This is a genomic window from Kibdelosporangium philippinense (assembly GCF_021390435.2).
Classification (GTDB): domain Bacteria; phylum Actinomycetota; class Actinomycetes; order Mycobacteriales; family Pseudonocardiaceae; genus Kibdelosporangium; species Kibdelosporangium philippinense.
This window is the reverse complement of record NZ_JAJVCN010000003.1, coordinates 876,900-900,430: the sequence shown is the minus strand read 5'-3', so window position 1 is coordinate 900,430 and position 23,531 is coordinate 876,900. Positions and strand designations below refer to the sequence as shown.

The window sequence follows — 23,531 nt, the reverse complement described above, 5'->3', positions numbered from 1 at the left end:
ATTCGGTCACGGCGGGAACTGGACTGATGGATCGTCTTGCTCAGGCAACGCTCAGTTTGCCCGGGTATCGTCGCGCGGGTGGTTCGACCGTCACCTCGTGTGCTTGACGGAATCGGCACAGTGGCGCGGCTTGGGCTGGCGGCTGTGTGGTTTGTGTCAGGCTGGATCAAAGCCGCAGACCTGAATCAGGCCTACATCGCGGTGCAGGCGTACGACCTGCTGCCGCACGGCGTGGTCAGCGTGGTCGCCGCCGCAGTGCCGTTCATCGAGATCGCACTCGGTTTGCTCCTGCTGCTCGGGATCGGCACGCGGCTCGTCGCCGTGCTGTCGGTCGTCGTGCTTGTCGCGTTCATCATCGCGATCTCGCAGGCGTGGGCCCGCGGGCTGACCATCGACTGCGGCTGCTTCGGCGGCGGCGGTCAGGTCGCTCCAGGGCAGACGGCGTATCCACAGGAGATCGCCCGTGACATCGGGTTCATGGTGCTCGCAGGATGGCTGATCGTCCGGCCGGCCAGCCTGCTGTCGATGGACGGGTGGCTGACCAAGCGCCCGCAGGTAGTGGGAGAGGACTGAAGGACGTGGGTGGAGCCGAGCGCAACGCGCGGAAGCGGAAGCAGGAAGCCGCCGCGCAGCGAGCGGTGGCTGCGGCACGCAAGGCGAAGAGCGACCGTAACAAGGTCGTCATCACAGTCGTGGTGGTCCTGGTGATCGCCATCGCGGTGGTCGTCGGTCTGCTGGTCACCAACAGCAAGAAGAACGAGGCCGCGGACGTGCAGATCCCGGTCGACAAAGCGGCGAGCCTCGAGGCCAAACGGGACGGTGCCGTCGTCGTGGTCGGCAAGGACACCGCGAAGATCACAGTCGACGTGTACGAGGACTTCCTCTGCCCGTACTGCAAGCAGTTCGAGCAGAGCTCAGGCCAGCAGCTGGAGCAGAAGATCCAAGACGGGACTGTGCGGGTGCGCTACCACATCCTGACGCTGCTCAACAATCGTTCCGACCCGCCTGGCTACTCGCTGGACTCGGCGAACGCGGCGCTGCTCGCGGCCGAAGCCGGCCAGTTCCCGGCGTTCCACAAGAGCCTCTTCGCCGCCCAGCCGGAAGAAGGCGCGCGCGGCTACGACAAGAACCAGCTGATCAAGCTGGGGCAGGACGTCGGCATCACGTCGCCGGACTTCGCGGCTGGAGTGAACGCGGGCAAGTACAACCAGATCATCGAGGACGCGTATCAGGCGGCGTCGAACGATCCGAAGCTGAAGCAGGACTTCGGCGGCGGCCAGGTGGGCTTCGGCACGCCGACGATCCTGGTCAACGACAAGATCGTCAACGCGCTGAACGACCCGAACTGGCTGAACACCGCGGTGTCACAGACCCCGTAGCGGCGGATCACCCTGGTTCCACCGAGCCAGGCGGCGTGCCTTCCCGACCTCGGTGCGGGGCACGCTGCCTGGCTCGAGCGCTTTCACGACACAGGTGATGCCAAGGCGTTCCCTGAGCGCTCCGATCAGGTCGTGTTCAAGCGCTTGCTTGTCGACGCTGTCGGTGAAGGGCTCGACGGCGACCCGCAGCTCGCTGCGCCGCGGATCACGCCGGTCCTCGACGACGAGGTAGTGCGGGCTGACCCGTTCGTCCTGCAGAAGAACGGCCTCGACCTCGGTCGGGAACACGTTCACGCCCCGGATGATGAGCATGTCGTCGGTGCGGCCCTTGAGTTTGCTCATCCGCTTGAGCGTCCTTGGCTTGCCAGGCAACGGATCGGCGAGGGAAGCGACGTCGCCAGTGCGATACCGGATGAGCGGCATCCCGGTCTTGGTGAGGGTGGTGAAGACAAGCTCGCCAGGAGTGCCGTCAGGGACCGGATTACCGTCCGGGTCAACGGCTTCGACGAAGAAATGGTCCTCGGCGACATTCAACATGCCCCCGGAATCCAGCGACTCGCAAGCAACCCCAGGCCCAATGATCTCGGAAAGCCCATAGATGTCGAGAGCCCGGATGCCGAGGAGGTTCTCGATCTGCGCCCGCATCTCCTCGGTCCACGGCTCAGCGCCGAAAATCCCGACCTTCAGGCTTGTGGGTTCGTTGTTGAGCGCCTCGCCGAGGTGGATGGCGTACGAGGGCGTGCACGTGAGGACGTCGGGTTTGAGGTCCTGAATGAGCCGGATCTGCCGGTCAGTCATGCCACCAGAAACCGGGATGACGGTGGCGCCAAGATGCATGCCGCCGTGATGAACCCCAAGTCCCCCAGTGAAAAGCCCATAGCCATAGCCATTGTGGATGACACTCGACTTGGTGGCCCCAGCTCCACCAAGAGCCCGAGCCATGACACTGGCCCAAATCTCAATGTCAGCGGCGGTGTACGGAATAAGCGTCGGCCGCCCACCAGTGCCGGAGCTGCCGTGAACGCAGACAATATCTTTGGCAACTTGTAGCCCGAACGGGTAGTTATCCCAGATATCGGCCTTGTTGATGGTCGGAAGATGCCGCAAATCACCGAGTGTGACCTCCGCCGCACTCTGAACGCCGGCCGCCCGCAGCCGCTCAGCCTGCAGATTCCCCGACCCGAGCACGCGCTCGACAACCTGCCGCAACCGCCGCTCCTGCACCTGCCTGCGCAGCCCAGGGGCAACCCCCTCGGCATCCGCGTCAACCAGGGCAACCACCACGTCATCTCCGCTGATCACAGCACCGGTCTAGCACTAGCCGCACCGGAATGCGACCCCGGTTTTCACGGGTCACCGGCGGTGATGTACGGTATCCCAGCACTCGAAAGAGCGCGGCGGGGCTGTAGCGCAGTTGGTAGCGCACCACACTGGCAGTGTGGGGGTCAGGGGTTCGAATCCCCTCAGCTCCACCGGTAGTTCGATTTTTGCGTTCTGACCTGCGGATCTGTACGCAGGGTAACCCTCTCGCTGATGACGTGAGCGAGAGGGTTTTTGCTGGTCAGCGGCTGTTTCGGGTTCTAATCCCGTAAGGTGTCGTGCTTGTTGGGGCTGGTGTTGTTTAGGTTTGGGGTGCTGCTGGCCACGGCTCGTGGTTGGTGATGCGGTCGTCTGCGAGGTAGAGCCGACGGAAGAGTGCGAGGTTGAGCAGTCGGCGCTCATCGTCGGCGCTGTCCCGGTAGAACTGGGCCGGATCAACAGTTCGCCTGGGGCTGTTGTTAGCGGTGTCGTCTTTGGCGAGCGTTATCAAGGCGTCGGTGATCTGCTGTTGGCTGATGGTGGTGTAGTAGCGCTCGACGGCTTGTTCGGCGATGGCGACGTTCACGTAAGGCGCTGGGCAGGTGCCCTGTTGTCGGTTGCGGCAAAAGAAGTATGTGTATTCGTCGCCGCGGCGCGTGACGGTGTGCTGGATGATCATCCGTCCGGTGTTACCTGTCCGGTGGCAGTGTCCGCAGTAGAGGGTGCCTTTGAGGTAGTGGAGGTGTACCCGCCGCCGCTCTCCGGAGGTGGCGCGGGCGTCGAGTACTGCTTGGACGCGGTCGAACAGGTGCTGGTCGATGAGTGGTTCGTGGCGGCCAGAGAGCTCTTCGCCTTGGTAGGTAACGTAACCGAGGTAGTAGCGGTCACGCAGCATCCGAGCCAGCTTGCTGATCGACACCCGCTTCGCGGGGTGCTGTGCGGTGGGGCGGGTGCGTAGCCCTCGTAGGTAAAGCCGCTCCGATAGTTGGTCAAGAGTGAGATTGTCGGCGGCGAACAGTTCGAAGCCGAGTCGTACCAGGGGTGCGCGTTCCGGGTCGACGATGATGGTGCGGATGTCGCGGCCGTCGGAGCGGTCGGTGTGGTTGAGGTAGCCGAGTCGGGCACGGCTGATGGTGCCGCCATTGCGGGCTTTCTGGCCCATTTTGTAGGCGATGTCGGCGCCTGACTCGCGGGACTGGTACTCGTTGAATGTGGCGAGGATGCCGTGCATCAGCTGCCCGATCGGCGTGTTGTCGACCGACTCGGTTGCCGAGATCAGCGTGATGCCGCGCTGCCGTAGATCGGCCATGACGAGCGCGTCATCAACGCGGTTACGGGCCAGCCTGGACAGTTTGTACACGACGACATGATCAACATCGCTGGTGTGGCGAATACGGGCCAGCATCTGTTGAAACACGGCACGTTTGGTCATCTCCGTGGCTGACCGTCCGGGTTCGACGTATTCGCCCACGATGGTGAGGCCGAGTTGTTCAGCCCTGCGGTGACACGCGGCGCGCTGCGCCGGGATTGAGATGCCCTCCGGGTCGTAATCCCGCCCGACCTGCCGCGTTGACGACACCCGCAGATAGATCACCGCCTGACCGTTCCGAGGTGCTCCGTCGAGGAACGGGCCGTTGACATCTGGGGACGAGGACGCGGTGCCATTGTTCATGGCGGTGAGCCGAGCAACGCCTTGCGTGCAGCGCGACTGCACACCACGTTCGACTGGCCGGATCCACGCTATTGGGTGAATGTTGACCCCAGTAGGGCGTTGAACTGCTGGGGCGCTCTGTTCGGGACTCGGAGCTAATGCTTCCTCGGCAGCAGCGCGGTCCCGGGGCTGCCGAGAACTGTCCGGTCTGAACCGTGCCGTTCCCAAAAGTGGTTGGTAATACTACGAGTCTGCAGATGGAGCGGGCACCTGACGCTAGGCTGCGGAAACATGACTCAAATGTCGAGGTTTGGGGACACGGTTAATCTAGTGATCCGTAAATAATTGGCTTGAATGCTGAGTCCGTGGGCACGGTTGACGCCGGCAGTGTGGTAATAAGCAATTCCTCAGCTGGGCCGCGGCCGTTTCGTGCGGAGGCGGTGTATCTCAGGGATACAAGACGTTTTGTGATGGTCCATTCTTTAACACCGAGAGTTAGCTTGTCCTCGGAGGACGGGGTCATCCGCGTGGCCGCGTACAGACCCGCTTCGGCGAGTAGTGCGGGATGTGCGTCGTAGGACAGAACCCATCGGAACTGCATTTTCCGCCTTAGATACTCCGCCAGTCGGTGATGGGTTATCCCGTCTAGCCAGTCGAGGTCACTTACTGGGCTTGTAGCATAGCCAGTGCGGGTGTTGAAGGAACGCTGGTAGAGCTTCTTAGATTTCTCTAGGTAAGGGGGGTCGAGGTAGGCGAGGACGTGGTTCGGAATGAGTTGGGGATACCACTCGGGAACTGTCGCGAGCGTGTCCTTCCAGTCCTTGCACCACACATCGACCAGTCGGCCCGTCTGATAGAGGTGCCCGACATAGCTGAGTCGCTCAGACAGGGCATCCACGTTGAATCGACAGCCAATGTCATATTGCGATTCCTGTCTCCTTCCTCCAATCGGACCCGCCTGGCCGTGAAGGATTCCAGAGAATGTCGTCCGATTGAGGAATAGACATTTCACGGCCGCTTCAAAGCGGGCGGTTGTAACCGTCATTCCTGGCGGTGGCGTCCATTGTCGCCAGTAGTCCCACCTTTGAAGTGCGGTGTGACCACTGCGGGCAACGTATTTCTTGTGCTCGTCTGCCATGCGGTCAATGAGCGGATCGGTCTGATCCGCGGCAACTTGCCAGAACGCGGCCACCAGAGGATCGGCGTCGGCAAGCAAGATCCGATCTACAACTCCCGCGCCGACTAGCCGAAGCGATGTCGAGGCTCCGCCGGCAAACGGCTCCACAAGTAGGTCGACTTTACGGACTTGGCTTGACGTCTTCGCTGATTCAACGAGGCGCCCGATGAGGTTAGCGAGCCCGGTCTTGGCACCGGGGTACCGCAAGGGAGTTTGATACCGACCTTTCGCAAGTGGATGGTCAAGTCGCCCGGCCGGCGCCTGGATGGTTCGCGGCCGCGTCTTGATGTGGCGTGGTGCGGTTGGAATCTCCGCGAGACGTGCCTCGCCTGTGGTGCGAGTTGCGGAGGCGATAGGCACGCGCGCTGTCATCGTGTGATCTTCCCAGCCTCATCTAGAACGCCGGTTATAGGGGCGTTGTGGGTGACTTGTCCAGACCCAGCTTCCGTTTAGCGACAAGCCGTAGCACATCGGTTCCCACGCCGATCGGAAATGCGGCCTTTCCGTGTGCCGCCGCGACCGGGATGATCCCGTCCTGATACATCGACGAGCCGGTCCGGTCGATCACGTCCAGAATCGCGGGCAACGTGGGATAGCCGTCCGGTCCTGGCTGCCCGCCAGTGGAGTCGTATGCGGGTCCCGACGTCGGCATCACAGTGGGCACGACCACGCGCCCGTCTCTCGCGCGGTAGATGAACTTGCGGCCCCAGTAAGTCTCCTTCCCGTATGCGACCGCATTGGATGAGTTCGTGACCGTGTCGATCACTTGTTGGTCGCAGACCAACAAGTCGCCACGTTTCAGGACGTCATGCCGAGCAAGCTGGCTGGCGTAGTCCACCATCGCACCGGTCTTCTCCAGGCCACACAGGTATGGCCCGTGCCCTGGCGTGCTGGCCGCCATGGACTGGAAGAACGACAGAGCCCTGCTGCGCAGTTTCGCGGGAGGTCCGTACATCGCTAGCGGGCCGTCGACGATGAACAACGTCGAGCACAGCAGCTCGCTACGGGACTGCTCCCACAGCAGGCTGGTCAGTCCGACCAAAACCAGCAGTTCCACAACAGACATCAAGCGGCCAAGCGCTGTCTCGTTGGTTCCCTCCTCCACAACCTCCTCGTGGATGCGCAGGGTGTCGGTCGGGTATAAGTTTTTCCCGCAGGCTGGGCAATCGTGCCCATCCCGGGAGACAGGTACGTCGTGGGCCTCGCAGTCCTCGTGTGGACAGTTCACTGGGACGGCGGATGCTGGTTTGCCTGGTTGTCCATGAAGCAACATCAGCAGGTCAAGCAGGCTCTGGTTGAGTCGGTTGACCTCGATCTTCTTCGTCCGAAAGAGTTGGTTGATCGCTTCACGCCATGACGTCGCGATATCGATGCCGGCGTGGGTGTAGGCGCCAGCGGTCGGTAGGTCCAGCGATACGAGCGCGGTGTTGACTGCCCGGTCGATGGCGACCGGGTCGACAAAGCGCTCCGCCCGCTGCAGCTCCATTATGGCCAGATCGACATAGGCCGCAACCGCTTGCGCGTATCCATAAACGACTGAAGGGAGTCCGTCGCGCACCCGCTCGGCCATCCGCGAGCCATCGATCGCCAACGCGGCTGACAGTCGGCCCGTTTTGTCGTCTATGGGGAAGTCAGATCGGGGTCGAACCTTCGAACGGATCCAGTCCACGTTCTGCAGATGCTCAGCGGGCACGTGGAACTCTGCGCGTTCGGCCATCGCCCGGACCACGGCCGTGGAGTGTCCGAGTCGGGACGCCACCTCAAAGGAACCATTGATGGCTTGGTAGGGCACGGCTCGCTCCTTACGGCTGTGGAGCCATGGGAGGCAACAACGGGTCTCCAGCGGCCTTCCGCGCCTCGTTGACAAGGTCGACGTCGTACTTGTCGATCTGAACCGGCACAATGTAGGGCGAGGACAATGTCTTGAGCCGAACGTAACCTCGGTCTTCTGCTGCGATGATGGCGGGAGCGAAGGCGGCGAAATCGTAAAAACGCGACAGCTCCTGGACTTCCTTCGTGTTGTTCAGGTGCGCCACCACCCAGTTGGCGGTGTTCGCCTTTACCTGGTGGGCGACGCCCGATACCTCCTGGGTGGCGTACGTCATCCCGAGCCTGAGTTTGCTTGCCTCCTTCGCCAGCTTCACCCAGACGTCGCTGTCGTCCTTGTAGCGGTCATTGGAGAACAGGTTGTGAGCCTCCTCCAGCATGACCTGGATGGCAGGAGGCTCCGCTCCTGAGGTGAACACCTTCGTCTGCCGGTTCAACAGTTGCCTCGTGATCGTCTCGGACAGTGCCCGGACTATCGCGGGCGTACCGACGTGTAGATCCACGATGACGATGCGGCCATCGGTCAGATCCTCATAGATCTCGTCGGCCGGGTCGCGTTTCGTGTCTGGGTTGTGGAAATCCTTGAGGTCGATGAGGTTGCGCCATCCACGTACCTTGCCGGACGCCCCTGTCTGACCTGTGTAGATCGGCTCTGTGGATTGCCATCGGATATCGTCGCAGAAGCCGGCGGCTTCCTCGTTACCCTCTTCTCGCAATGCAATGACGGTATCGACCACTGGCCTGACATCTTGTGCCAAGATAGCGAATGATTTTCCTGCCTTGCGGAATGGGTCACGGCTGAGGCGATTAATGACTTCGGTACGCAACTCTACTTTCATGCTGATCAAGACGGAGTATGCGTAATTCGTCCCAGCGTTATACTCGGGAACCTCGAAGTCAGCCCGCAAGAGTGCAGCATAAAGGATGAGACGGCCCCGCTGTGCGCGAATGGTTTTGCCGTAGTCGCGAGGAACATCGGTGAACTCGGTCGCGGCGAAGTCGTTGACATAGCCGGCTGATCCATCGGATCGCAGCTTGTCGGCGATCAAGCCCTGCACCGCCTCGATCTGTGCGGGGTCGAAGAAATTGACACCAAGCGGACGCACATGAGGCTGCGTGCCGTCGGCCCCGAATTTGTAAATCCGCACATGCCTTTCGCCGATGGCGGCGATCTCGGTACCGTCCTGGGTGTTGGGATTAGCGTACTCACCCTGTGGATCGAAAATAAGCTGCCCGATCGGTGACCCTCCTGCCGCTCGCTGTCGCTCGGACACCGCGAATGTTCGCGCTATGATGATCTTGGCGGTGTTCGACTTTCCCATACGAGTCATGCCTAGTAGGCCGGTCTTGTTGCCGATGAAGTCGTGGATGTTAATCAGGACCGATGCATCGGCTTGTTTTGATGCCTTCGCCCGGCGCCGAGTGGCCGAATAGCGGACCGACCCGATCCTCACCTGTTCGACTGTTCGACCGGCTGGCTTGAGGTACGAGGCTATCATCGATAGCCCATGGCCGAGTGGTTTCAATACCCGATAGGTCGAAGTCGCGTAGAAATTGAGCGTTATTCTGGCGACTTGATCACCTCAAAATAGGACAACGACCCCAGGCAAGTAAGATCGTTTTCCTCTCGCAGAAGACAACTTACAGGCGGGGTCGTTGCGTTATCAGTCTACTACAGGGCTTGCTGCTGACCAGATCCAGGAGCTTGTCGCGCGCATCTGGCAGATCATCCAATGCCATGAGAACCAAGCGTGGCCTCCGACCGTGGGACTGTATCGCGCTGTCGTGATCACTTTGGTGTACGTCCGACAGAATCTGAACCAGGCGGCCGTGGGCGATCTGTTCGGCGTCAGTCAGTCGACCGTATCGCGGATCTATCGAGGCATTCTCCCATTGATTGGGCAGGCCCTGTGCCTGCACATTCCAAACCTCAAGGAGGCCATCCGCGGCCGGCTCGTCCTGGTCGACGGAACCGATGTCCCGACCGGCAACCGTGCTGGTCACGAAGACAACTTCTCCGGCAAGCGGCGCCGCGCGGGGCTGAACATCCAGGTCGCCGCCGATACGGAGGGAGGCCTGCTGGGAATATCCGCCCCTCTGCCTGGCTCGATGCATGACCGGAAAGCGTTCGCCGAGTGTGACTGGGAAGATCTTCTGGCCGAGACCTCAGTCATCGGTGACCCTGCCTATCAGGGCACTCACACGATTACGCCTCGCAAAAAGCCAAAGGGCGGCGAGCTCTCGGCTGGCGACAAGGTGAACAATAAATTCATCTCCTCACTTCGATCCGCCGTCGAGCGATGCATCGCGCATATCAAGAACTGGAAGATGATTGCGACCGGCTATCGAGGACGCCTTTCCGAGCTCCCCAACATCATCCGGATCATCACATCGCTCGAGTTCTATCGACTCGGCTGGTAACCCTCATGAATAACGCTCATTGTCGACATCGGCCCCGAATTGAAGCGTTCTGTGCCCGTCGACGTCATCCTCGTAGAACGTGCCGAGAATCCGACATCGGAGTCCGGTGAACGACACTCGATTCTTCGTAAACGGATCTAGGTCAACATCAAGTACTACTGCTGGAGACGGATTATCGTGCTGCGAGAGTGCGGCACGCAGTGCCTCTTCGCGTACTGCGTGCAGATCGGCCTCCATGGCCAACGGTGCGGTCCCCTCCACGCGAAGCAGTAAGACCTCGTCATCGTCGTGCGAGTCGCTGTCGATCCCTCGAGCCGTGGCGAGTAGAAATGCGTATTGAGGTATGCCGCCTGAGTCAAACTTCCATCGGTCGTGCGTCAATACAATCGCCTCGCCGTAGTCGAGCCGGTGGACGGCGCCGATGCGGACGGACCGATCCTCGGCAAGCAGTTCCGACTCCAGTAACGTCCCGGCGCCGACGCCAGGTATCAGAGGCATTTGCATGCGCAGTCCTCATCATCCCAAGTTCAAGTTGTTAGGCGGTCCGATGTGGTCAGTCTATCGGGCTTATCACCCAGATGTGTTACAAGGACACAAGGATTCGAGCCGCGTGGTGACAGATCAGGGTGGGGTGTCACCGCAAGAGTGGATCTTTGGGAGGATGTTGGGTGATGAGGCAATCTGTTCGACCTGCCGACGGACCTGCAATTGGCGAGTCGTCAATAGAAGGGGAACGCTGTAGCTGTGCCCCGGTCTGCCTCGGGCCTTGTCGACAAAACCATTCACGCACATCTGACCGCGGTCAACCCGCGATATCGCTGCGGGGTCGTCAGGCAGTTCATCTACGTCGAGTCAAGACCACCAGTAAGCCCGCAACGCAACAGTCCGTCGGTGCGGGTGCCATTGGTTGCGGTGGTCGACCGACAGTGTCGAAGCTGACTCGTCCAACACCAACGACAGAATCGTTAGCTGTCCTAAGCGTCGCTGGCATCTCCGTGGATGAGGGTGACCTGGGCTGGGCCGGGGTGGTCGATGGTCGAGATAGTGGGATGCGTGTAGTCGAAGTCGATTTCGGCGTAGCTATTGCGGTAGTCGTCGGGGAGTTCGTTATCGGCAACTATGATTTGCAGCCGTCCCGGCAAAACGCCGACTTGCGTGGTAAGTCTCCGGTACATAGCTGCGGTGAGATTGACTTCGGCGTTCAGCGCCAGCTGAGGGCTGTCAATGAGGAGAAAGGCAGGGTAGGCAGTCTCGGGATGACGCATGGCAACCGTGAGGAGGGAGCACCAGTAAGCGACCTGGGTGGCTGTAGTAGTTCCGCCGGCGAGTTGGTTGTCCTTTGAAAAGACTTTCCCGTTGAGGACGGGCAAGTACTTCTCGCTGTCCACGGAGGCGGTCAACACACCTGGGATGCCAATAGCGCGGACTGTGGAATCGAACTCCTCACTGATCTCCTCAAGGATGTCTTCACGACGCTGTTGCATCTCCTGTCGGGCGCGATCCAACTCTCTGCCCGTGTTGTCACGTTTGGTGCGGAGGGCGTCGGTGGTGGCTTGGAGATCCGCGACTACGTCCCATTGGCGCAGGGTCGTCTCCCAGTGCTCCTGCTCCGCCTTGGCTGTGGCTGCTTGTTGGGACGCGTCGCTGAAGGCTTGCAGGCGAGGTGTGACCCGTTGGGTGGTTCGTTGGTCGAGCGTCGCCGTGAGGTGCGCGATGAGCCGTTCCCGCTCGGTGATCGCTCGCACGACGGCTTCTTGCTGGTCTACCAGTGCGTTGATCTGCTCATCCATCTCGCTAAGTTGCTCGGTGAGCTGGCGGATCTCGTACTGGTCTTGACTCTGGTCTGCAGAGACCGGGTCGTCTTGGAGGCAGAGTCGGCAGGCATCGGCTGGCACGGTTCTCTGCCTTAGCGATTGCATACAACGGGGGCAGACAGTGAACTCGATGTCGGCAAGGCGCTGCCCCGCCTCCTGCATGCGGCCCAACCGGTCGAGGTCACCCTGCACGCGGCGGCGCTCGGCGTTGTACTGGACACGACGACGTGACAGATCGACGTCTGCGCTACGGGTATCAGCGAGGCCGCGTTCAGCCTCGGCAAGCAGATCCCGCAGGGTCTGCGTCTCCCGGTCGGACACGGGGTCAATGGATTCTCGGAGCACGACGAGTTGATTCTGAGCTTCGGACTGTGCAACTTGGGCACGTTCAAGCGCGAGCTCGGCTTCCTCGCGGCTACTAGTACCGCTGTCGCGGAGGAACTTCACCACAGTGTTGTGTTCTGTGTCAGCTGTGTCGATTTCGCCCTTGAGCTTGCTCATCGTCGAACGCAGAGTGAGGATCTCGGAATTAGTTAGACCGAACAGCAACTCGAATACGGCTTTGCGTTTCGGCTCACGGTAGCTTTCCTGACTGTGAGCGATGTCGCGGTTAATCTGACTCTGAGGAATGTAGAGGTAGGTCAAGATGTCGGCGAAGGTGATGCGCGCGCCTGCCCGCGTACTGGTGCCACCAGCTGCCGCGAGCATGTCGTCGGGTAGTCCCAAGCACCGCATCAGGAGTGTATTGAGAGCTGGTTGCTTTTCGCCTGCGTCGTGATCTTGCAGTCGTTCCTGCGTGATCAGGTCGGTGACGCGTACCTTTTTACGTTTGGCGCTATCCAGGCTACGAACTAGCCGCAGTCTCTCGTCACCTATCCGTATTTCCAAGGTGACGGACTCGATGTGCTCGACGGCAACGGGTGCCAAGGTCGCTTTCACACCGAACCCGAACTTGATCAGTTCGAGCAGCGTGGTCTTGCCGACCCCAGTCGGGCCCGCCAGGACGGTGAGGTCGGAAGTGAACTGGTACTCGACGCGACCTTCAGTGGTGTCCAGGGCCACGACTTCGATGCGGAAGCGGACGGTCACCGGATCACCTGCCGGTGCGGACGGTCCATCAAATCAGCCAACCGTTGGTATACGAGGTCCTTCAACGCGTTGCCCGCCAAGCCTGCCGAAGCGTCAGCAATCGCCGCACCACGGTCAGCGATTTCCGACCAGTGGCCGCTGTTGGCCAACTGCGCGGCTAGACGTCGGCCGGCGGCAGTCGGGGCCACAGCGACGCTGCCCTTACGTGCGGTGGTGTAACGCACCAGGCCACGACCAATCAGGGCGCCGAGCACGGCGTAGTACCGGTCATCCCACGGCCCGTACTTGTATCGAGTCATCGGCGCTTCGACATCAGTAGGCGCCGCTACGTCCTCGGTCGCCAGATGCAACCGCGGATCGCGCATGTCAAGTCGGTCAAGTACCTCCGGCGCCAGGGCTGGGTAACGCAGCAGGAAATCCAGCTTGGCAAGCTTGGTTAGACCGTCGAGCTTTCCGGCGTTTCCCTTCGTGCGGGATACTGCATCGACCAGCAACAGCACGCGGGCTTGGTGGTAGGCAAGATCTTCGCGTAGCAGCGCGAGTTCCGCTCCGTCGAATTCGGTCATGTCTCCGCCTCATGGGCCGCCCGAACCTGGGCAATGATGGCCTCAACGTCGAACCGTGGCCCAAACCAGACCTTGCATCGGCCTGCCAGGTCACACACGCCGCCCAATGCCAGGTCGGCGTCCATGCCCGCAGGCAACTTCTCCGGCCCCAGCGTGTCCACAGAAGTCTGTAGCCGACGCCACAAGACCGCTCCTTGTGGCTGGACAGTGTCTGTGGACTGATCACTGACACGGTGCAGCAGTCGCTCCACCCGCTTGCGTTCGACTCGGGCTGTCGCCTCAGTACTTTCGCGGTCGCGCCAGTAGTCCTGGTAGTCAATCCGCAGACTGAGCGCCCTCTCGATCGCGTTGTCCGAACAACCGCCGACGTTCATCTTGACCTCTAGGCGGGAGGTCCGCGGCATTCGTGGTACTGGCTCGTAACCACCAGGGATGGTCAAGGCGGTGGCTATGGCCGTCTCGATATCACGCATAGTCACTGTCCGTGATGCCAGCATCCGCTGGACCTCCGGAGTGACCGCAGCCAGGCCCTCCCCGCCTTGCAGCACCACTGGCAACCCACCGGACGGTAGGGGACCACGGGATCTCATCCGAGCACGGAAGACGCTGAGCACAGCCTCCCACACTGCTACCGCTGAGCCCGTTACCCCAAGCTGGTCCAAGATCGGCTGAACATACATCGATGGGGCGGCGAAGCCGACGTGATCACGTTGGATCTGGCTCTCAGCAATGGTCAACGCCGCCAGAAACCGAGCGATCTCGGCGTCACATTTCTGCTCCGAGACCGCAGCGGCGGAACCATTTCCGGTCCAACGTTTCCTGGTGTCGTCGCAGTAGATCGCAATGGCTTTGCGCAGCTTCGCAATGATATCGGCGTGCTCGGAGTTGACGATCACTGGTTCGGCGGCCGCCCGCAACGAGCGCATGTAGCTGGCTGCCGCCAGCAACTCCTGGGGCGGACCGCTGCTCAGGCCGCCTGAAGTGACCAATCGGCACAATGGTGTCTCTTGCAACGCAGCCCAGCGGTTGAACAGGTGAGCCAAGCCGCCGTCGTCGGCTAACTTGACAACCGTGGTGTAAGCGCCCGCTGAAGGATCGCGGTGCTTGCCCGACACCAATTCGACGCAGTCGCCGGAGAACAGGACCCAGTCCTCCTGCCACTCGCACAGCACCCGGTCCTGACAGTCAGGCCGAAGGCGGCCGTCATCTCCCAGGCCCTCGCGGTAGAGGGCCAGGCCGTCTGCCGCTGCCATCGCAGCCTGCCAGTCGTAGCGATCGGCAGTATTGGCGCCCGAGTCATCCAATTGCGGAACTGACTCCACCAGGTCAGCTGCCGTCACGTCGGCCATGCCCGGCTGGACAGCGGTCGATCGCGCGGCACTGGGCTTAGGCAACACAGAGTGACTATATGGCTGGGACAGGCCCTCCACACTTAGATGCTCAACGATCACCCGAATGCCAACGCCGTGGACGCTCGTTGAGCCGACCACTACGAGCATGAGTAGCAGGACAGAGTGAGTGGCTGCGCCGGAAGCAAGCTTGCTGGACGAATCGAAGCCTGTTGACTCAGGTACGGGAATCACGCCGCCCGTGTCATCGGCGAGCAGGAATACCTGTCAACCGGTCACACTGCGAGCGTCATACCGGAGCCGATGTCGTCGGAGCTGATTTCGTCCGCGACCCGCACACAGTTTTCGGAGCGTACGAGAGCAACTAGTTGCCTCGCCCGTTTAGCCCCGATTCCGAGCTGTCTGCGCAAGGTATCGGCGGAGATTGGCCGCTGATGGACGGACCAGTGAGTCGCGTCTTTCTGCCTCGCAAGCTCCAACAGGTCGCGGGGGATCTCGGCCGAGTTCGTCTCGCTCGACGCGAACGTGGTTGCGCTCGGGTTGGTCGCTGTCCCGCGCGAGCTGCTCTTGTCCACGGCGATTTCAGGTTTCGGGCTTAGTGCCTTCGTCGCGCGTTCCGTGCCTGATACCGCCTTAGTGCTCGTTGCGCTGATGGCCTGCAGCAGACCGGGGCCGACCTCGGCCCAGCCGATGAGCAAGAACGGACCGACGGCGTCGAAGGCCGCCTTGCCATAGTCCCCGGCGACGATCGGGTCCGCGATGTTCAATGCGAGGGTGGCGAGGCTGGCGAAGATGAGCAGGCGGCGGGCTGGCCGGAGTTGTACGGGCGTTGCACCGTGGAGGGCGAGGTGCCGGGTGCCGAGCAGGAGGCCGAGGATGGACAAGTCGACTGCGGGTGCGACCAGGGGCGCGACCCAGATGGGCACGCCGAGTCGCAGGGCGAGGTTCAGGACATTGCCGAACCCAAACAGGAAGGTGAGGCCAACGACGACGCCGATGATCACGGTGACGGCCTTAACGACGGTGGCGCCGTCCGAACTTGATCGGGTTGACGATTCAGCTGCCGGCCGGGTCATCGAGGATCACCTGCTTCGATCCGCGGACGTCCGTGCGTGTCTCGGGTGGGGACACCACGTTCGCGCAGTGCGGTCAGCACCGTGGTGTGGGCGACGCCCAGATGTTGGCCGACGCGCGCGAGGGACCAGCCGAGGTTGTAGAGGTGGATGGCGTTGTCGACCTGGTCGGGGGAGAGGCCGCGGCGGCGCATGGGCACGTCGTGCCGATGGAGGATGTTGCTGACCGTTCGCCGTTCGATGCCGAACCGGTCACCCAGTTCGTACACCGTCGACCCGGACTGATAGCCAGCGATCAACTGCTGGACTTCGTCGTTGCCGAGTTGCCGGGCACGCCGAGGCCGGTCTCGCTCGGTCAGCTTCGGTTCGGGTACTTCGCGGCCGGGGAGCATCTGACGAAGCTGCTCTAGGGCCCTGACCTGGTCCTTCGGGTTGTAATAAGCTCCCCCAAGGTCCACAAGTTCGCTGTGCACGAACTCAGGCTTGAGTGGCCGCCTTCGCGAAGCGGTGGGACAGCTTGCGAAAGTGGTCGATGAGTTCTGGTGGTGATTCGACGTCGAAGTCGATGTCGAGCGTGCCGACTACGAACGCGACAAGGTTGAGTGACTCGGAGGCTAGGTCCAGCAGGCAGGTGTGGTCGTCGATCCGCGGGTTGACGGAACTGTCGAACACACTCACCCACTGGTCACAGCATCCCCGCGGCGGCCACTCCGCCTCGCTGCAAGCTCCAGACCTCCTGGTCACCGACATCCGGAAATTCTTCCGAACCCAGGCCGCCCGGTAGGCGAGCGACGACGGGCGCCTACCGGGCGGATCGCGATCTCAGGGCCTACGACGAGCACAGCAGAGTCCGGGTTGTGCCACGTCAGGTTGGCAGGAGATGCACCACGAGCCCGGCGCCTCCGTCGTCGAGCCAGGTGCGGAGGGATCGGTGGTCGGAGATCAGGCGTGGGTCGATGATCGCGTACGTCTTTCGTCCTACTTGGGCCCGAAGTCTGCCGAGGAAGTCCTGGAGCACCTCGGCATCGAGTGTTCCATTGTGGACGGCGAAGAGGGTCTGGCGCCGTCGCGACGTCGCGACCAGAACGCCGTACTCGAAGCGCTCCGTTGTTCCGGCTCGGCCACCGCTGGCAGGCGGCGGCCGAGCAGAGGCTTCGAAATACTCACCGACTCCGCATGACACGACAGGCTCCCACCGGCCGGATCGCGATCTCGGGGCCTTCGACCTGCATCGAAGAGTTCGGGTTGTGCCACGTCAGGCCCACTCGGGGCGAGCCTGGTCGGTTGCTTCGCAACCTTCCCGGCTCGTTGCGGATTATTTTGGGGGGCCGAGCCCCCCAAACCCCCACGGTGCGACTCCTGTCGAACCGGCGCTGGGCGCGTCGGGCTTTGACGCAGGATCGCCGGCTGAAGATCGGGTAGCCCCGCCGCTTGCCGAATCAGCTCGGCGCACCGGGCTTCGGTGAAGTCCTCCACCCGCTGCCGTTCCGGGTCGAAGCCGATGCCGAACCTCCATCGTTGTTGGGTGCGAACGTGCAGACTCGCGTTGCCCGCCCAGCTCGTACACCGTCGCTCCGGCTTGGTAGCTGGTGATAAGCTTCTCGACGTGGTGGGCGTCGAGCTGTCGTACCCGCTCCGGCCGCAGCTCGAGCAGCCGCTCGATGAAGAAGCCCGCCTCATGTAACTCTTCTCACGTTCGTTCGAGTGGCGCCAGCCAGGTGGAGTTGAGGTAGAGGGCTATGTCATGTGGGGTTTGGTGTGCTCATTTTTCGTAGAGCTGCTAGCAGGGCGGTCCCGTGGGGGGAACCGAGCCCGGTGTTGGGATCCCAGCCGGGACGCGCGGCATAGGCGCCATTGTCACCGACAACGACGTCTCGGAAACCGGCTGTGACCTTGCTGGGCGCCAAGTCCTGGTAGACCAGTGGCTGCAACAGCCCAAGCGGCCGACCCAACGCCTCGACCAGCCGGCATACGAGGGCGGCCCACAGCGGAGTGGCAGCACTGGTGCCACCGACGAAGCCGAGTTTGCCGTCGATGAGCACCTGGTATCCGGTCATAGGGTCAGCGTTGGCGGCTACGTCCGGCACGCCGCGGCCGGCCTGGTGTTGGCCGTAACGGTTCGGCACGTCTGCTTTGGCCTGCCAGGCGGGCAGGTCGAACACAGTGCTCACCCCGCCCCCGGTCGCGCTGGCCGAACCGGTGTTCCACACCGTCTCGGACTCGATCGTGCCGGTAGCTGGATCGCCGACCAGCGTCGTGCCGCCGCAGGCGAGCACGTAGGGGCTCGACGCGGGGAACATCACGTGAGAGCCACCGTCATGTACACCGGCGTTACTGCCGTCGTCGCCGCTGGCCGCGACGACAGTGACGCCCAATATTGCCGCTTCCGCGAAGAGGTCGTTCATCGCATCGCGCAGGTGGACGGGGAATGTTGCCTCAGGCGCACCCCAGCTGATGCTGATGACCGTCGGAGTCGGGCTGGCGTGGACGGCCGCGTGCAGGGCGTCGATTATTCCCTTGTCCGTGTTGGGGCTGAAATAGTTGACGAGTTGGACCCCAGTAGCCAGTGAACCCGCGATCTGCAGGTCTAGGACAACCTCCCTGTCGGCTTCGGCAGCTCCTTTTCCCGGCTCGTTTTTGGCGCCGTCGATATTGACGTTACGAATGACCGGATTCGGGATGCCCAACTGGGCGAAATAGGAATCCATGTCCTGCTGTCGGTAGCCACCGGTGACGGAAATGATGGCCAGCGTCTGACCGGTGCCGTCCGTGTCGGCCGGAAATTCATACAGGTGACCAAGCTCGGGTGGCGTGTAGACGACTTGCGGTTGACCAGGCAGAATTCGGTACTGCGGACGCACGTACGGCTGGGGGCCGAGCCCGAAGACGGAAAGCACAATGTCGTTGAGCTGTACGGGCAGGGAGGGAAGCTTGCCCGCCACCACAACGCGACGCGCGGCGGTGTCAACGCTGACAATCTCCACACCGGCTGCTTCCAGTACCTCCCGAACCAGGTCCACATCGGCTGGATCGGCACCGTATTTCTCGGCGAATTCGTCCTTGCTGACCACGTCGAGCCCCTCGATCAGGTGACCGGGAAGCTCACGGCGCCGCCGCAGCAGCAATGTCAACTCCCCGTCGACCATCTCAGCCTCGTCTGCAGACACTTTTGTCCTCATTTCCGATAAATTCATTGTGTGCTGGGACCGTCGATAGTGGGACGGGATCCTCACGCACACCAGTCTCGCGAGGATTGCCGAAGATTGCCAACGAATGGGGGCGATCTGACCGAACATTGCCGTGTCGCGATCCGGATCACCGATCGGCTGCGAGTACTGGGTGCTGACCGCCCTGACCTCCCGCAACTACCTCGCTTGCTGGCCGGACTACACGTCCAACCCGCCAGTACTGTTGGTCTGCGCAACGTCGGCAGGGAAGGGGCGGATACCTACTGGCCGGATCGCGATCTCGGGCCCTTCTACGAGAACTGAAGAGTTCGGGTTGTGCCACGTTAGGCCCACCCCTTATGAAACCCGTCTCGACTAGCTGTTGTTGCTGGTCAGGCGGGTTCTTTGTGTTTTATGGATGATCTCCTTGTGATCGTGTTGTGGTGACCCTGTTTGTGGTTCTGGAGCAGTCTGCTCCAGGTCGATCGGTGTTGTGTGGGTTGGTGGGGTGTCCCTCTTGCCGGTGGTGTGAGGGTCAGCGCAGTTGTGGTCATGCCGCGAGTGCTCCGGAGAGGCGCCGGTTCGCGGGTTCTGGTGGGACCGGGTGTGCCCGGATGTTGAGGGCGGCGGTGTGCCAACGATGTTGAAGGTCGTTGAGGAGCCTGAGTTCCACTTCGGTGGCGACGTGGGAGTAGGCCTCGGTGACGCGGTTGGTGAGGTGATGGCCGAGGCGTCGTGCTTGCGCGATTTCGGGTGCACCGCCGGCGATGAGCCAGGTTTTGTGGCTGTGCCGTAGTCCGTGGAACGTCAGTCCCGGTCTAATGGGGACGGTCCGGGTGCGTCGTTGTGGTTCGGTTTCGTTGCCGTTGATGGCGGGGTGGAGGACGCGGCGGATGAAGGTGCTGCGCCACCACCATTTTCCGCTCTTCGTGGTGAAGACGAACTCGTTGTCGTGTCGCTGGAGATGCTGGCGAAGCAAGCCGACCAGGAACAGCGGCAGGGTGATGATTCGAGCGGAGGACGCGGTCTTAGGTGCGCCGAGCCAGCGGCCGTGGCCGCTTTCGTGCAGGGTTCCGATGCGTGCGTCGATGGTGATGGTGCCGCGTTCGAGGTCGATGTTGTCGCGGTGCAGGCCGGCCAGTTCGCCCCAGCGGCATCCGGTCCAGGCGGCGGTGATGATTAGCAGGCCCGCGGTCTGGCCGCCGAGTGCGGTGGCTTGGTCGGCGATGCGCAGGACCTCGGTGGGTGTCGCCCAGACCTTCTCGGGCGGGATGCGGCGGCTGCGTCGACCGCGTCGTCGTCGACGGTGGACGGGGTTGGACGGGATGAGGCCCTCATCGGCGGCGTCGGTGAGGATCATCGACAGGAGTTTGACGATGCTGGCGATGGTGGTGTTGGCGTAGCCGACGCGGCGCTCACGCAAAGCGTGCAGGAACGCGCCGAGGTGAACCGCGTCCGGGTGATGATGGTTCTCGGTGCGGGTGGCCCGGAAGTCAAGCGTGCCGCGCAAACGGCGTTGGACGCCGGTGACACAGCGATCGAGCAGTTCCTGGCCACCGGCTACCTCGAAGCGGCCAAAAAGGACGCTGAGGCACGGGAAAAGTTCCTCGCTGATGAGGAAGCCCGGCAGAAAGCCGCAGACGCCCTCTCGGAGTTGGCCAAGAAGTCCGTGCGCGCGAACGAGGCCCGCCGGTGTTGATGGTGCAGCACGGCAATGGCATTCGTGCCCTGCAGCGCTCGTCCAATGCCCTGATCCTGGCTGGTAACGAAGCCCGTAGGGCTGAGCAGATCCTGGCGGCGAACGCCGCGGGCGGGCAGCACCCGGTTGATTCGTTTAACGGTGTGAAGGCGGAAGTCGCCCGTCAGTTGAACAACGCGCGTGCTGCGGCGGATGACGCGCGGCGTGCGGCCGTGCAAGCTCAGGTCCAGGCCGAGGTTCTCGTCGAGACCGGTCTGCCGTATGGCTCGCAGTGGGCGCAGATGGCGTTCGGGATGTCCCAGGCGGCCAAGGCGGCGGTCTCCGCAGTCGAGACGGCATCGCACTCCATCGACGCGGCGGCGTTCACCGACCAGGCCCGCAACGCCCAGGAACGTGCCGAGCGGCACGCTGAGCAGGCCAAGAAATGGCGTGAGACCGCCCAAGCACACGCCCGCGCAGCCGCCGATCTCGCTGAGGCGGCGCGGGTGCAGATGGAGGCGGCTAAGGATGCCGCGGCTCGCACGAAGGCCTCCCGTCAGGCAGCCGAACGAGCAGAGGCGGAGGCATGGGCAGCGGCAGAACGCACCCGTCAGCACCGAATCAACGCCGAACGGGAAGCCGCCACGGCGGCCGCACAGCGAGCGATCGCACAGCGCGAGGCAGCAAACGCCGTGGCCGCGCGGGGCCGTGCTGAGCAACAAGCCGCTGTCGCACGCTCGATGCGCGGCGAGGCAGAGATACAGGCAGGCATCGCCGCGGCGGCCCGGGGCCAGGCTGAAGCGGCGGATGGTGCTGCGGCGCAAGCGGAAACTCATGCTCGCGGTGAGGAACGCAACGCGGTCACCAGCCGTGACAAGGCCTACCGAGCGGAACGTGACCAGCGCGCGGCCGAAGCCCGTGCCAACGCGATGGACGCCCTGGCCGCGGCGGCTCGTGGCGGCCCGCACGCCGCAGCAGCTCAGGCCGAGGCCAACAACGCCCGGGGCGCTGCGACAATCGCTGCTGGCGCTGCGGGCGCGGCCCGCAACGCAGCGAACACTGCTACGGGTGCGGCGGCTGGCGCGCGTGGCGCAGCGACCGAGGCGACGCGTGCCGCGGCACGTGCGCGTGCGGCAGCTCAGGCCGCGCAGGCAGCGGCCGCTCGGGCGAACGCGGCCGCAAACCGGGCTGAAGCCGAAGCCGCAGCGACGCACGCGGCTGCTCTTCGGGCTAACTCGGCGGCGTCGGACGCGACGTTCCAGGAGGCCAAGGCCGCTGAGGCGGCGCAGAACGCGACGAACCTGGCCAACCAGGCGGCGTCCGAGGCCATGAACGCGCAGATGTCGGCCGACCGCACTAAAACCGAAGCCGATGCCGCCGCACAGGAAGCGGTCTCCGCGGCGACCCAGGCAAGCCTTGCGGTGCAAGCGGCGTCGGCGGCGAAGGCATCTTCGCAGGCGATCACCCAACCGGCGAACACCGCGATCATTGTCGTGGCGCCGTTCACTGGCCAGGACATCGACGCCGACTTCGTTGTCCGGGTTGCCGAGCAGGCCCGCACGGTCGGTGCCGAGCAGGCAGCCGCAGCCGAACGCCGCGCTGCGGAAGCGCTTGAGGCAGCCAGGCTAGCCAGGGAAGCAGCTGACCGGGCTGCGGCGGAAGTCAAGCCCGCATTCGAGGCCGCCGCCGAGGCAGCCAAGTCGTCAGCAGCCGCAGCACGATCCGCCGCCGACGCCCAAAAAGCAGCCGCAGAAGCAGCAGCCGACGGCGCCGCAGCACGCTCAGCCGCTGCACGCGCCAACCAGGCAGACGCCCAAGCCCGTGAGGACGCACGCAAGGCACGCGCCGCAGCCAACGCAGCGGCCAATGATGCCAGGATCGCCGGACGTAGCGCGGCCGCAGCCGAAAGTGACGCGGCAGCAGCACGTTCCGCCGCCACCCGGGCCGAAGCCGACGCAGCCGCAGCACGCGGAGCCGCTGACCGCGCGGAAATCGACGCAGCTGCCGCCCAAACAGCAGCCGACAGCGCCCAGAAACACGCCGACGGCGCCGCGGAGGCAGCCAAGAACGCCTACAACGCCGCAGTCGACGCAGGCAAAGCAGCCGACCGCGCCGAGGAAGCGGAACGGAAGCGCAATCAGGAGTTGCAAAAGGCTGCAGTGGAAGCAGTGGGCGGCGATCCCGGCGTTGATTTGAGTCAGGACGACGATGGCGCGTTCCGGGCAGCCTGCCGCTCGGAGACCAAGGACGTCGAGGCGTGTGTCGCGCAGTACAAGAAGGCACACAACGATGCCAAGAGCGGTTTGATCGACTTCATCATCCAGAACGGAGGGCAGATCCTGCTCGACGAGATCGGCTACACCGACGCCAAGAAATGCTTCAGTGAAGGCGATGTGGCCGCTTGTCTGTGGACCGTGATCAACGTCGGCTCACTGCTAGTGCTGATCGCGAAGCTGCCACAAGTCGCCTCGGCGATCGCGAAGATCGTCGCTGGTCTCGCCAAATTCCTCGAAGCCTCAGCCGTAGGCCGGCGAATGCTTGACAAGTTCAGTGATCTCGTGGAGAAGTACCGCTCCACTTGCAAAGCGGCCAACCGCACGCAAGTCGCGCCTGCGGTGATGGCTGACGGCCAACGACGATCGTTCGAGGGCGCTGCGGTCAGCGACAGGGCCGTCGCCGCCAATCCGGGTACGGTTATCAACTGTCTGGACGCGGTGCTGGACACCGAGGGAAAGATTTACGTCGTGCAAAAGCACTTCATCGGCGGAAAGAACTACACCCCTGACAAGTCCACTTTCGACCCCAACGTCAACCTTGACGAACTGGTCGAAGCGGCGAACGACTGCGACTGCCGTGGTCCGAACGCGGACGGCCACTTTGAGCGTGACGTGGACGCTGGTCAGATCATTGGTAACATCTCCGTGAAACACGGCGGCACGCCGACCACGTGGTACAAGGTCGTACAGGACAAGTTCGGCTCGGTCAGGACCATGTACCCGATCCCCGCACCGTGATAGCACAGCTAAGGAAACGAGGAAGGC

Annotated in this window: 21 protein-coding genes and 1 tRNA gene; 7 read left to right on the top strand and 15 right to left on the bottom strand. The window is 62.8% G+C overall.

What is annotated here, in order from left to right:
- The first annotated feature begins 78 nt into the window (after nucleotides 1–78).
- Nucleotides 79–573: a MauE/DoxX family redox-associated membrane protein gene (locus LWC34_RS36100; protein ID WP_233729732.1), complete on the top strand. Its 495-nt coding sequence runs from the start codon at nucleotides 79–81 to the stop codon at nucleotides 571–573.
- 5 nt (nucleotides 574–578) lie between these two features.
- Nucleotides 579–1,379, top strand: coding sequence for a DsbA family protein (locus LWC34_RS36095; RefSeq protein WP_233729731.1), 801 nt, complete (start codon nucleotides 579–581; stop codon nucleotides 1,377–1,379).
- Here LWC34_RS36095 and LWC34_RS36090 read toward each other — a convergent pair.
- Nucleotides 1,365–2,681, bottom strand: a complete 1,317-nt coding sequence (locus LWC34_RS36090; protein WP_233729730.1) for a phenylacetate--CoA ligase family protein — start codon at nucleotides 2,679–2,681, stop codon at nucleotides 1,365–1,367. The two genes, LWC34_RS36095 and LWC34_RS36090, sit on opposite strands and share 15 nt — an antisense overlap.
- A 97-nt stretch (nucleotides 2,682–2,778) precedes the next feature.
- Between LWC34_RS36090 and LWC34_RS36085 the strand changes: the two genes are divergently transcribed.
- Nucleotides 2,779–2,851, top strand: a tRNA-Ala gene (locus LWC34_RS36085).
- A gap of 149 nt (nucleotides 2,852–3,000) precedes the next feature.
- On the opposite strand, the gene LWC34_RS36080 is transcribed toward LWC34_RS36085, so the two are convergent.
- The 4 genes from LWC34_RS36080 to LWC34_RS36065 all read right to left on the bottom strand — a co-directional run bounded on the left by LWC34_RS36080 (nucleotide 3,001) and on the right by LWC34_RS36065 (nucleotide 8,787).
- Nucleotides 3,001–4,350 (bottom strand): recombinase family protein, encoded by a 1,350-nt coding sequence (locus tag LWC34_RS36080; protein WP_233729729.1) that lies wholly within the window; start codon nucleotides 4,348–4,350, stop codon nucleotides 3,001–3,003.
- A 301-nt stretch (nucleotides 4,351–4,651) separates the two neighbouring features.
- Entirely contained in the window at nucleotides 4,652–5,878 is a 1,227-nt protein-coding gene (locus tag LWC34_RS36075) for a DNA adenine methylase (RefSeq protein ID WP_233729728.1), read from the bottom strand.
- A 34-nt stretch (nucleotides 5,879–5,912) separates the two neighbouring features.
- Nucleotides 5,913–7,298 (bottom strand): hypothetical protein, encoded by a 1,386-nt coding sequence (locus LWC34_RS36070; RefSeq protein ID WP_233729727.1) that lies wholly within the window; start codon nucleotides 7,296–7,298, stop codon nucleotides 5,913–5,915.
- Nucleotides 7,299–7,308: 10 nt separating this feature from the next.
- Nucleotides 7,309–8,787, bottom strand: a complete 1,479-nt coding sequence (locus LWC34_RS36065) for a helicase HerA domain-containing protein (RefSeq protein ID WP_233729726.1) — start codon at nucleotides 8,785–8,787, stop codon at nucleotides 7,309–7,311.
- 202 nt (nucleotides 8,788–8,989) lie between these two features.
- Between LWC34_RS36065 and LWC34_RS36060 the strand changes: the two genes are divergently transcribed.
- The gene (locus LWC34_RS36060; RefSeq protein WP_233724674.1) at nucleotides 8,990–9,754 is read left to right on the top strand and encodes a transposase family protein; all 765 of its coding nucleotides are present in this window, start codon (nucleotides 8,990–8,992) and stop codon (nucleotides 9,752–9,754) included.
- A 3-nt stretch (nucleotides 9,755–9,757) separates the two neighbouring features.
- Here LWC34_RS36060 and LWC34_RS36055 read toward each other — a convergent pair whose 3' ends face one another.
- The 9 genes from LWC34_RS36055 to LWC34_RS36015 all read right to left on the bottom strand — a co-directional run bounded on the left by LWC34_RS36055 (nucleotide 9,758) and on the right by LWC34_RS36015 (nucleotide 18,812).
- Nucleotides 9,758–10,258, bottom strand: a complete 501-nt coding sequence (locus LWC34_RS36055) for a hypothetical protein (protein ID WP_233729725.1) — start codon at nucleotides 10,256–10,258, stop codon at nucleotides 9,758–9,760.
- Between the two features lie 470 nt (nucleotides 10,259–10,728).
- Entirely contained in the window at nucleotides 10,729–12,657 is a 1,929-nt protein-coding gene (locus LWC34_RS36050; protein ID WP_233729724.1) for a sbcc family protein, read from the bottom strand.
- Entirely contained in the window at nucleotides 12,654–13,223 is a 570-nt protein-coding gene (locus tag LWC34_RS36045; RefSeq protein WP_233729723.1) for a hypothetical protein, read from the bottom strand. Before LWC34_RS36045 ends, LWC34_RS36050 begins: the two co-directional genes overlap by 4 nt.
- On the bottom strand, nucleotides 13,220–14,620 hold the full coding sequence (locus LWC34_RS36040) for a hypothetical protein (RefSeq protein ID WP_233729722.1): 1,401 nt from the start codon (nucleotides 14,618–14,620) through the stop codon (nucleotides 13,220–13,222). Before LWC34_RS36040 ends, LWC34_RS36045 begins: the two co-directional genes overlap by 4 nt.
- Before the next feature lie 227 nt (nucleotides 14,621–14,847).
- Entirely contained in the window at nucleotides 14,848–15,576 is a 729-nt protein-coding gene (locus LWC34_RS36035) for a hypothetical protein (protein WP_233729721.1), read from the bottom strand.
- A 68-nt stretch (nucleotides 15,577–15,644) separates the two neighbouring features.
- A complete protein-coding gene (locus LWC34_RS36030) occupies nucleotides 15,645–16,118 on the bottom strand; it encodes a helix-turn-helix domain-containing protein (RefSeq protein WP_233729720.1) in 474 nt (157 codons plus the stop codon).
- 4 nt (nucleotides 16,119–16,122) lie between these two features.
- Nucleotides 16,123–16,323 (bottom strand): hypothetical protein, encoded by a 201-nt coding sequence (locus tag LWC34_RS36025; RefSeq protein WP_233729719.1) that lies wholly within the window; start codon nucleotides 16,321–16,323, stop codon nucleotides 16,123–16,125.
- Nucleotides 16,324–16,510: 187 nt separating this feature from the next.
- Nucleotides 16,511–16,828, bottom strand: coding sequence for a transposase (locus LWC34_RS36020; protein ID WP_233729718.1), 318 nt, complete (start codon nucleotides 16,826–16,828; stop codon nucleotides 16,511–16,513).
- 559 nt (nucleotides 16,829–17,387) lie between these two features.
- Complete coding sequence (locus LWC34_RS36015; protein ID WP_233729717.1) at nucleotides 17,388–18,812, bottom strand: S53 family peptidase; 1,425 nt, start codon at nucleotides 18,810–18,812, stop codon at nucleotides 17,388–17,390.
- Nucleotides 18,813–18,908: 96 nt separating this feature from the next.
- Between LWC34_RS36015 and LWC34_RS36010 the strand changes: the two genes are divergently transcribed.
- Nucleotides 18,909–19,136, top strand: a complete 228-nt coding sequence (locus LWC34_RS36010; RefSeq protein WP_233729716.1) for a hypothetical protein — start codon at nucleotides 18,909–18,911, stop codon at nucleotides 19,134–19,136.
- A 226-nt stretch (nucleotides 19,137–19,362) separates the two neighbouring features.
- Here LWC34_RS36010 and LWC34_RS36005 read toward each other — a convergent pair whose 3' ends face one another.
- Nucleotides 19,363–20,235 (bottom strand): tyrosine-type recombinase/integrase, encoded by an 873-nt coding sequence (locus LWC34_RS36005; protein ID WP_233729715.1) that lies wholly within the window; start codon nucleotides 20,233–20,235, stop codon nucleotides 19,363–19,365.
- Between the two features lie 3 nt (nucleotides 20,236–20,238).
- Here LWC34_RS36005 and LWC34_RS36000 point away from each other — a divergent pair, with 3 nt between their 5' ends.
- Both LWC34_RS36000 and LWC34_RS35995 read left to right on the top strand, forming a co-directional pair.
- The gene (locus LWC34_RS36000) at nucleotides 20,239–20,511 is read left to right on the top strand and encodes an ALF repeat-containing protein (RefSeq protein WP_233729714.1); all 273 of its coding nucleotides are present in this window, start codon (nucleotides 20,239–20,241) and stop codon (nucleotides 20,509–20,511) included.
- Nucleotides 20,511–23,504 (top strand): hypothetical protein, encoded by a 2,994-nt coding sequence (locus LWC34_RS35995; protein WP_372496748.1) that lies wholly within the window; start codon nucleotides 20,511–20,513, stop codon nucleotides 23,502–23,504. Before LWC34_RS36000 ends, LWC34_RS35995 begins: the two co-directional genes overlap by 1 nt.
- Nucleotides 23,505–23,531: the final 27 nt, after the last annotated feature.

Excerpts from the sequence above, each read along its gene's own strand:
- LWC34_RS36080 (WP_233729729.1), bottom strand. The coding sequence starts at position 4,350 with ATGAACAATGGCACCGCGTCCTCGTCCCCAGATGTCAACGGCCCGTTC.
- LWC34_RS36075 (WP_233729728.1), bottom strand. The coding sequence starts at position 5,878 with ATGACAGCGCGCGTGCCTATCGCCTCCGCAACTCGCACCACAGGCGAG.
- LWC34_RS36055 (WP_233729725.1), bottom strand. The coding sequence starts at position 10,258 with ATGCAAATGCCTCTGATACCTGGCGTCGGCGCCGGGACGTTACTGGAG.
- LWC34_RS36045 (WP_233729723.1), bottom strand. The coding sequence starts at position 13,223 with ATGACCGAATTCGACGGAGCGGAACTCGCGCTGCTACGCGAAGATCTT.
- LWC34_RS35995 (WP_372496748.1), top strand. The coding sequence starts at position 20,511 with ATGGTGCAGCACGGCAATGGCATTCGTGCCCTGCAGCGCTCGTCCAAT.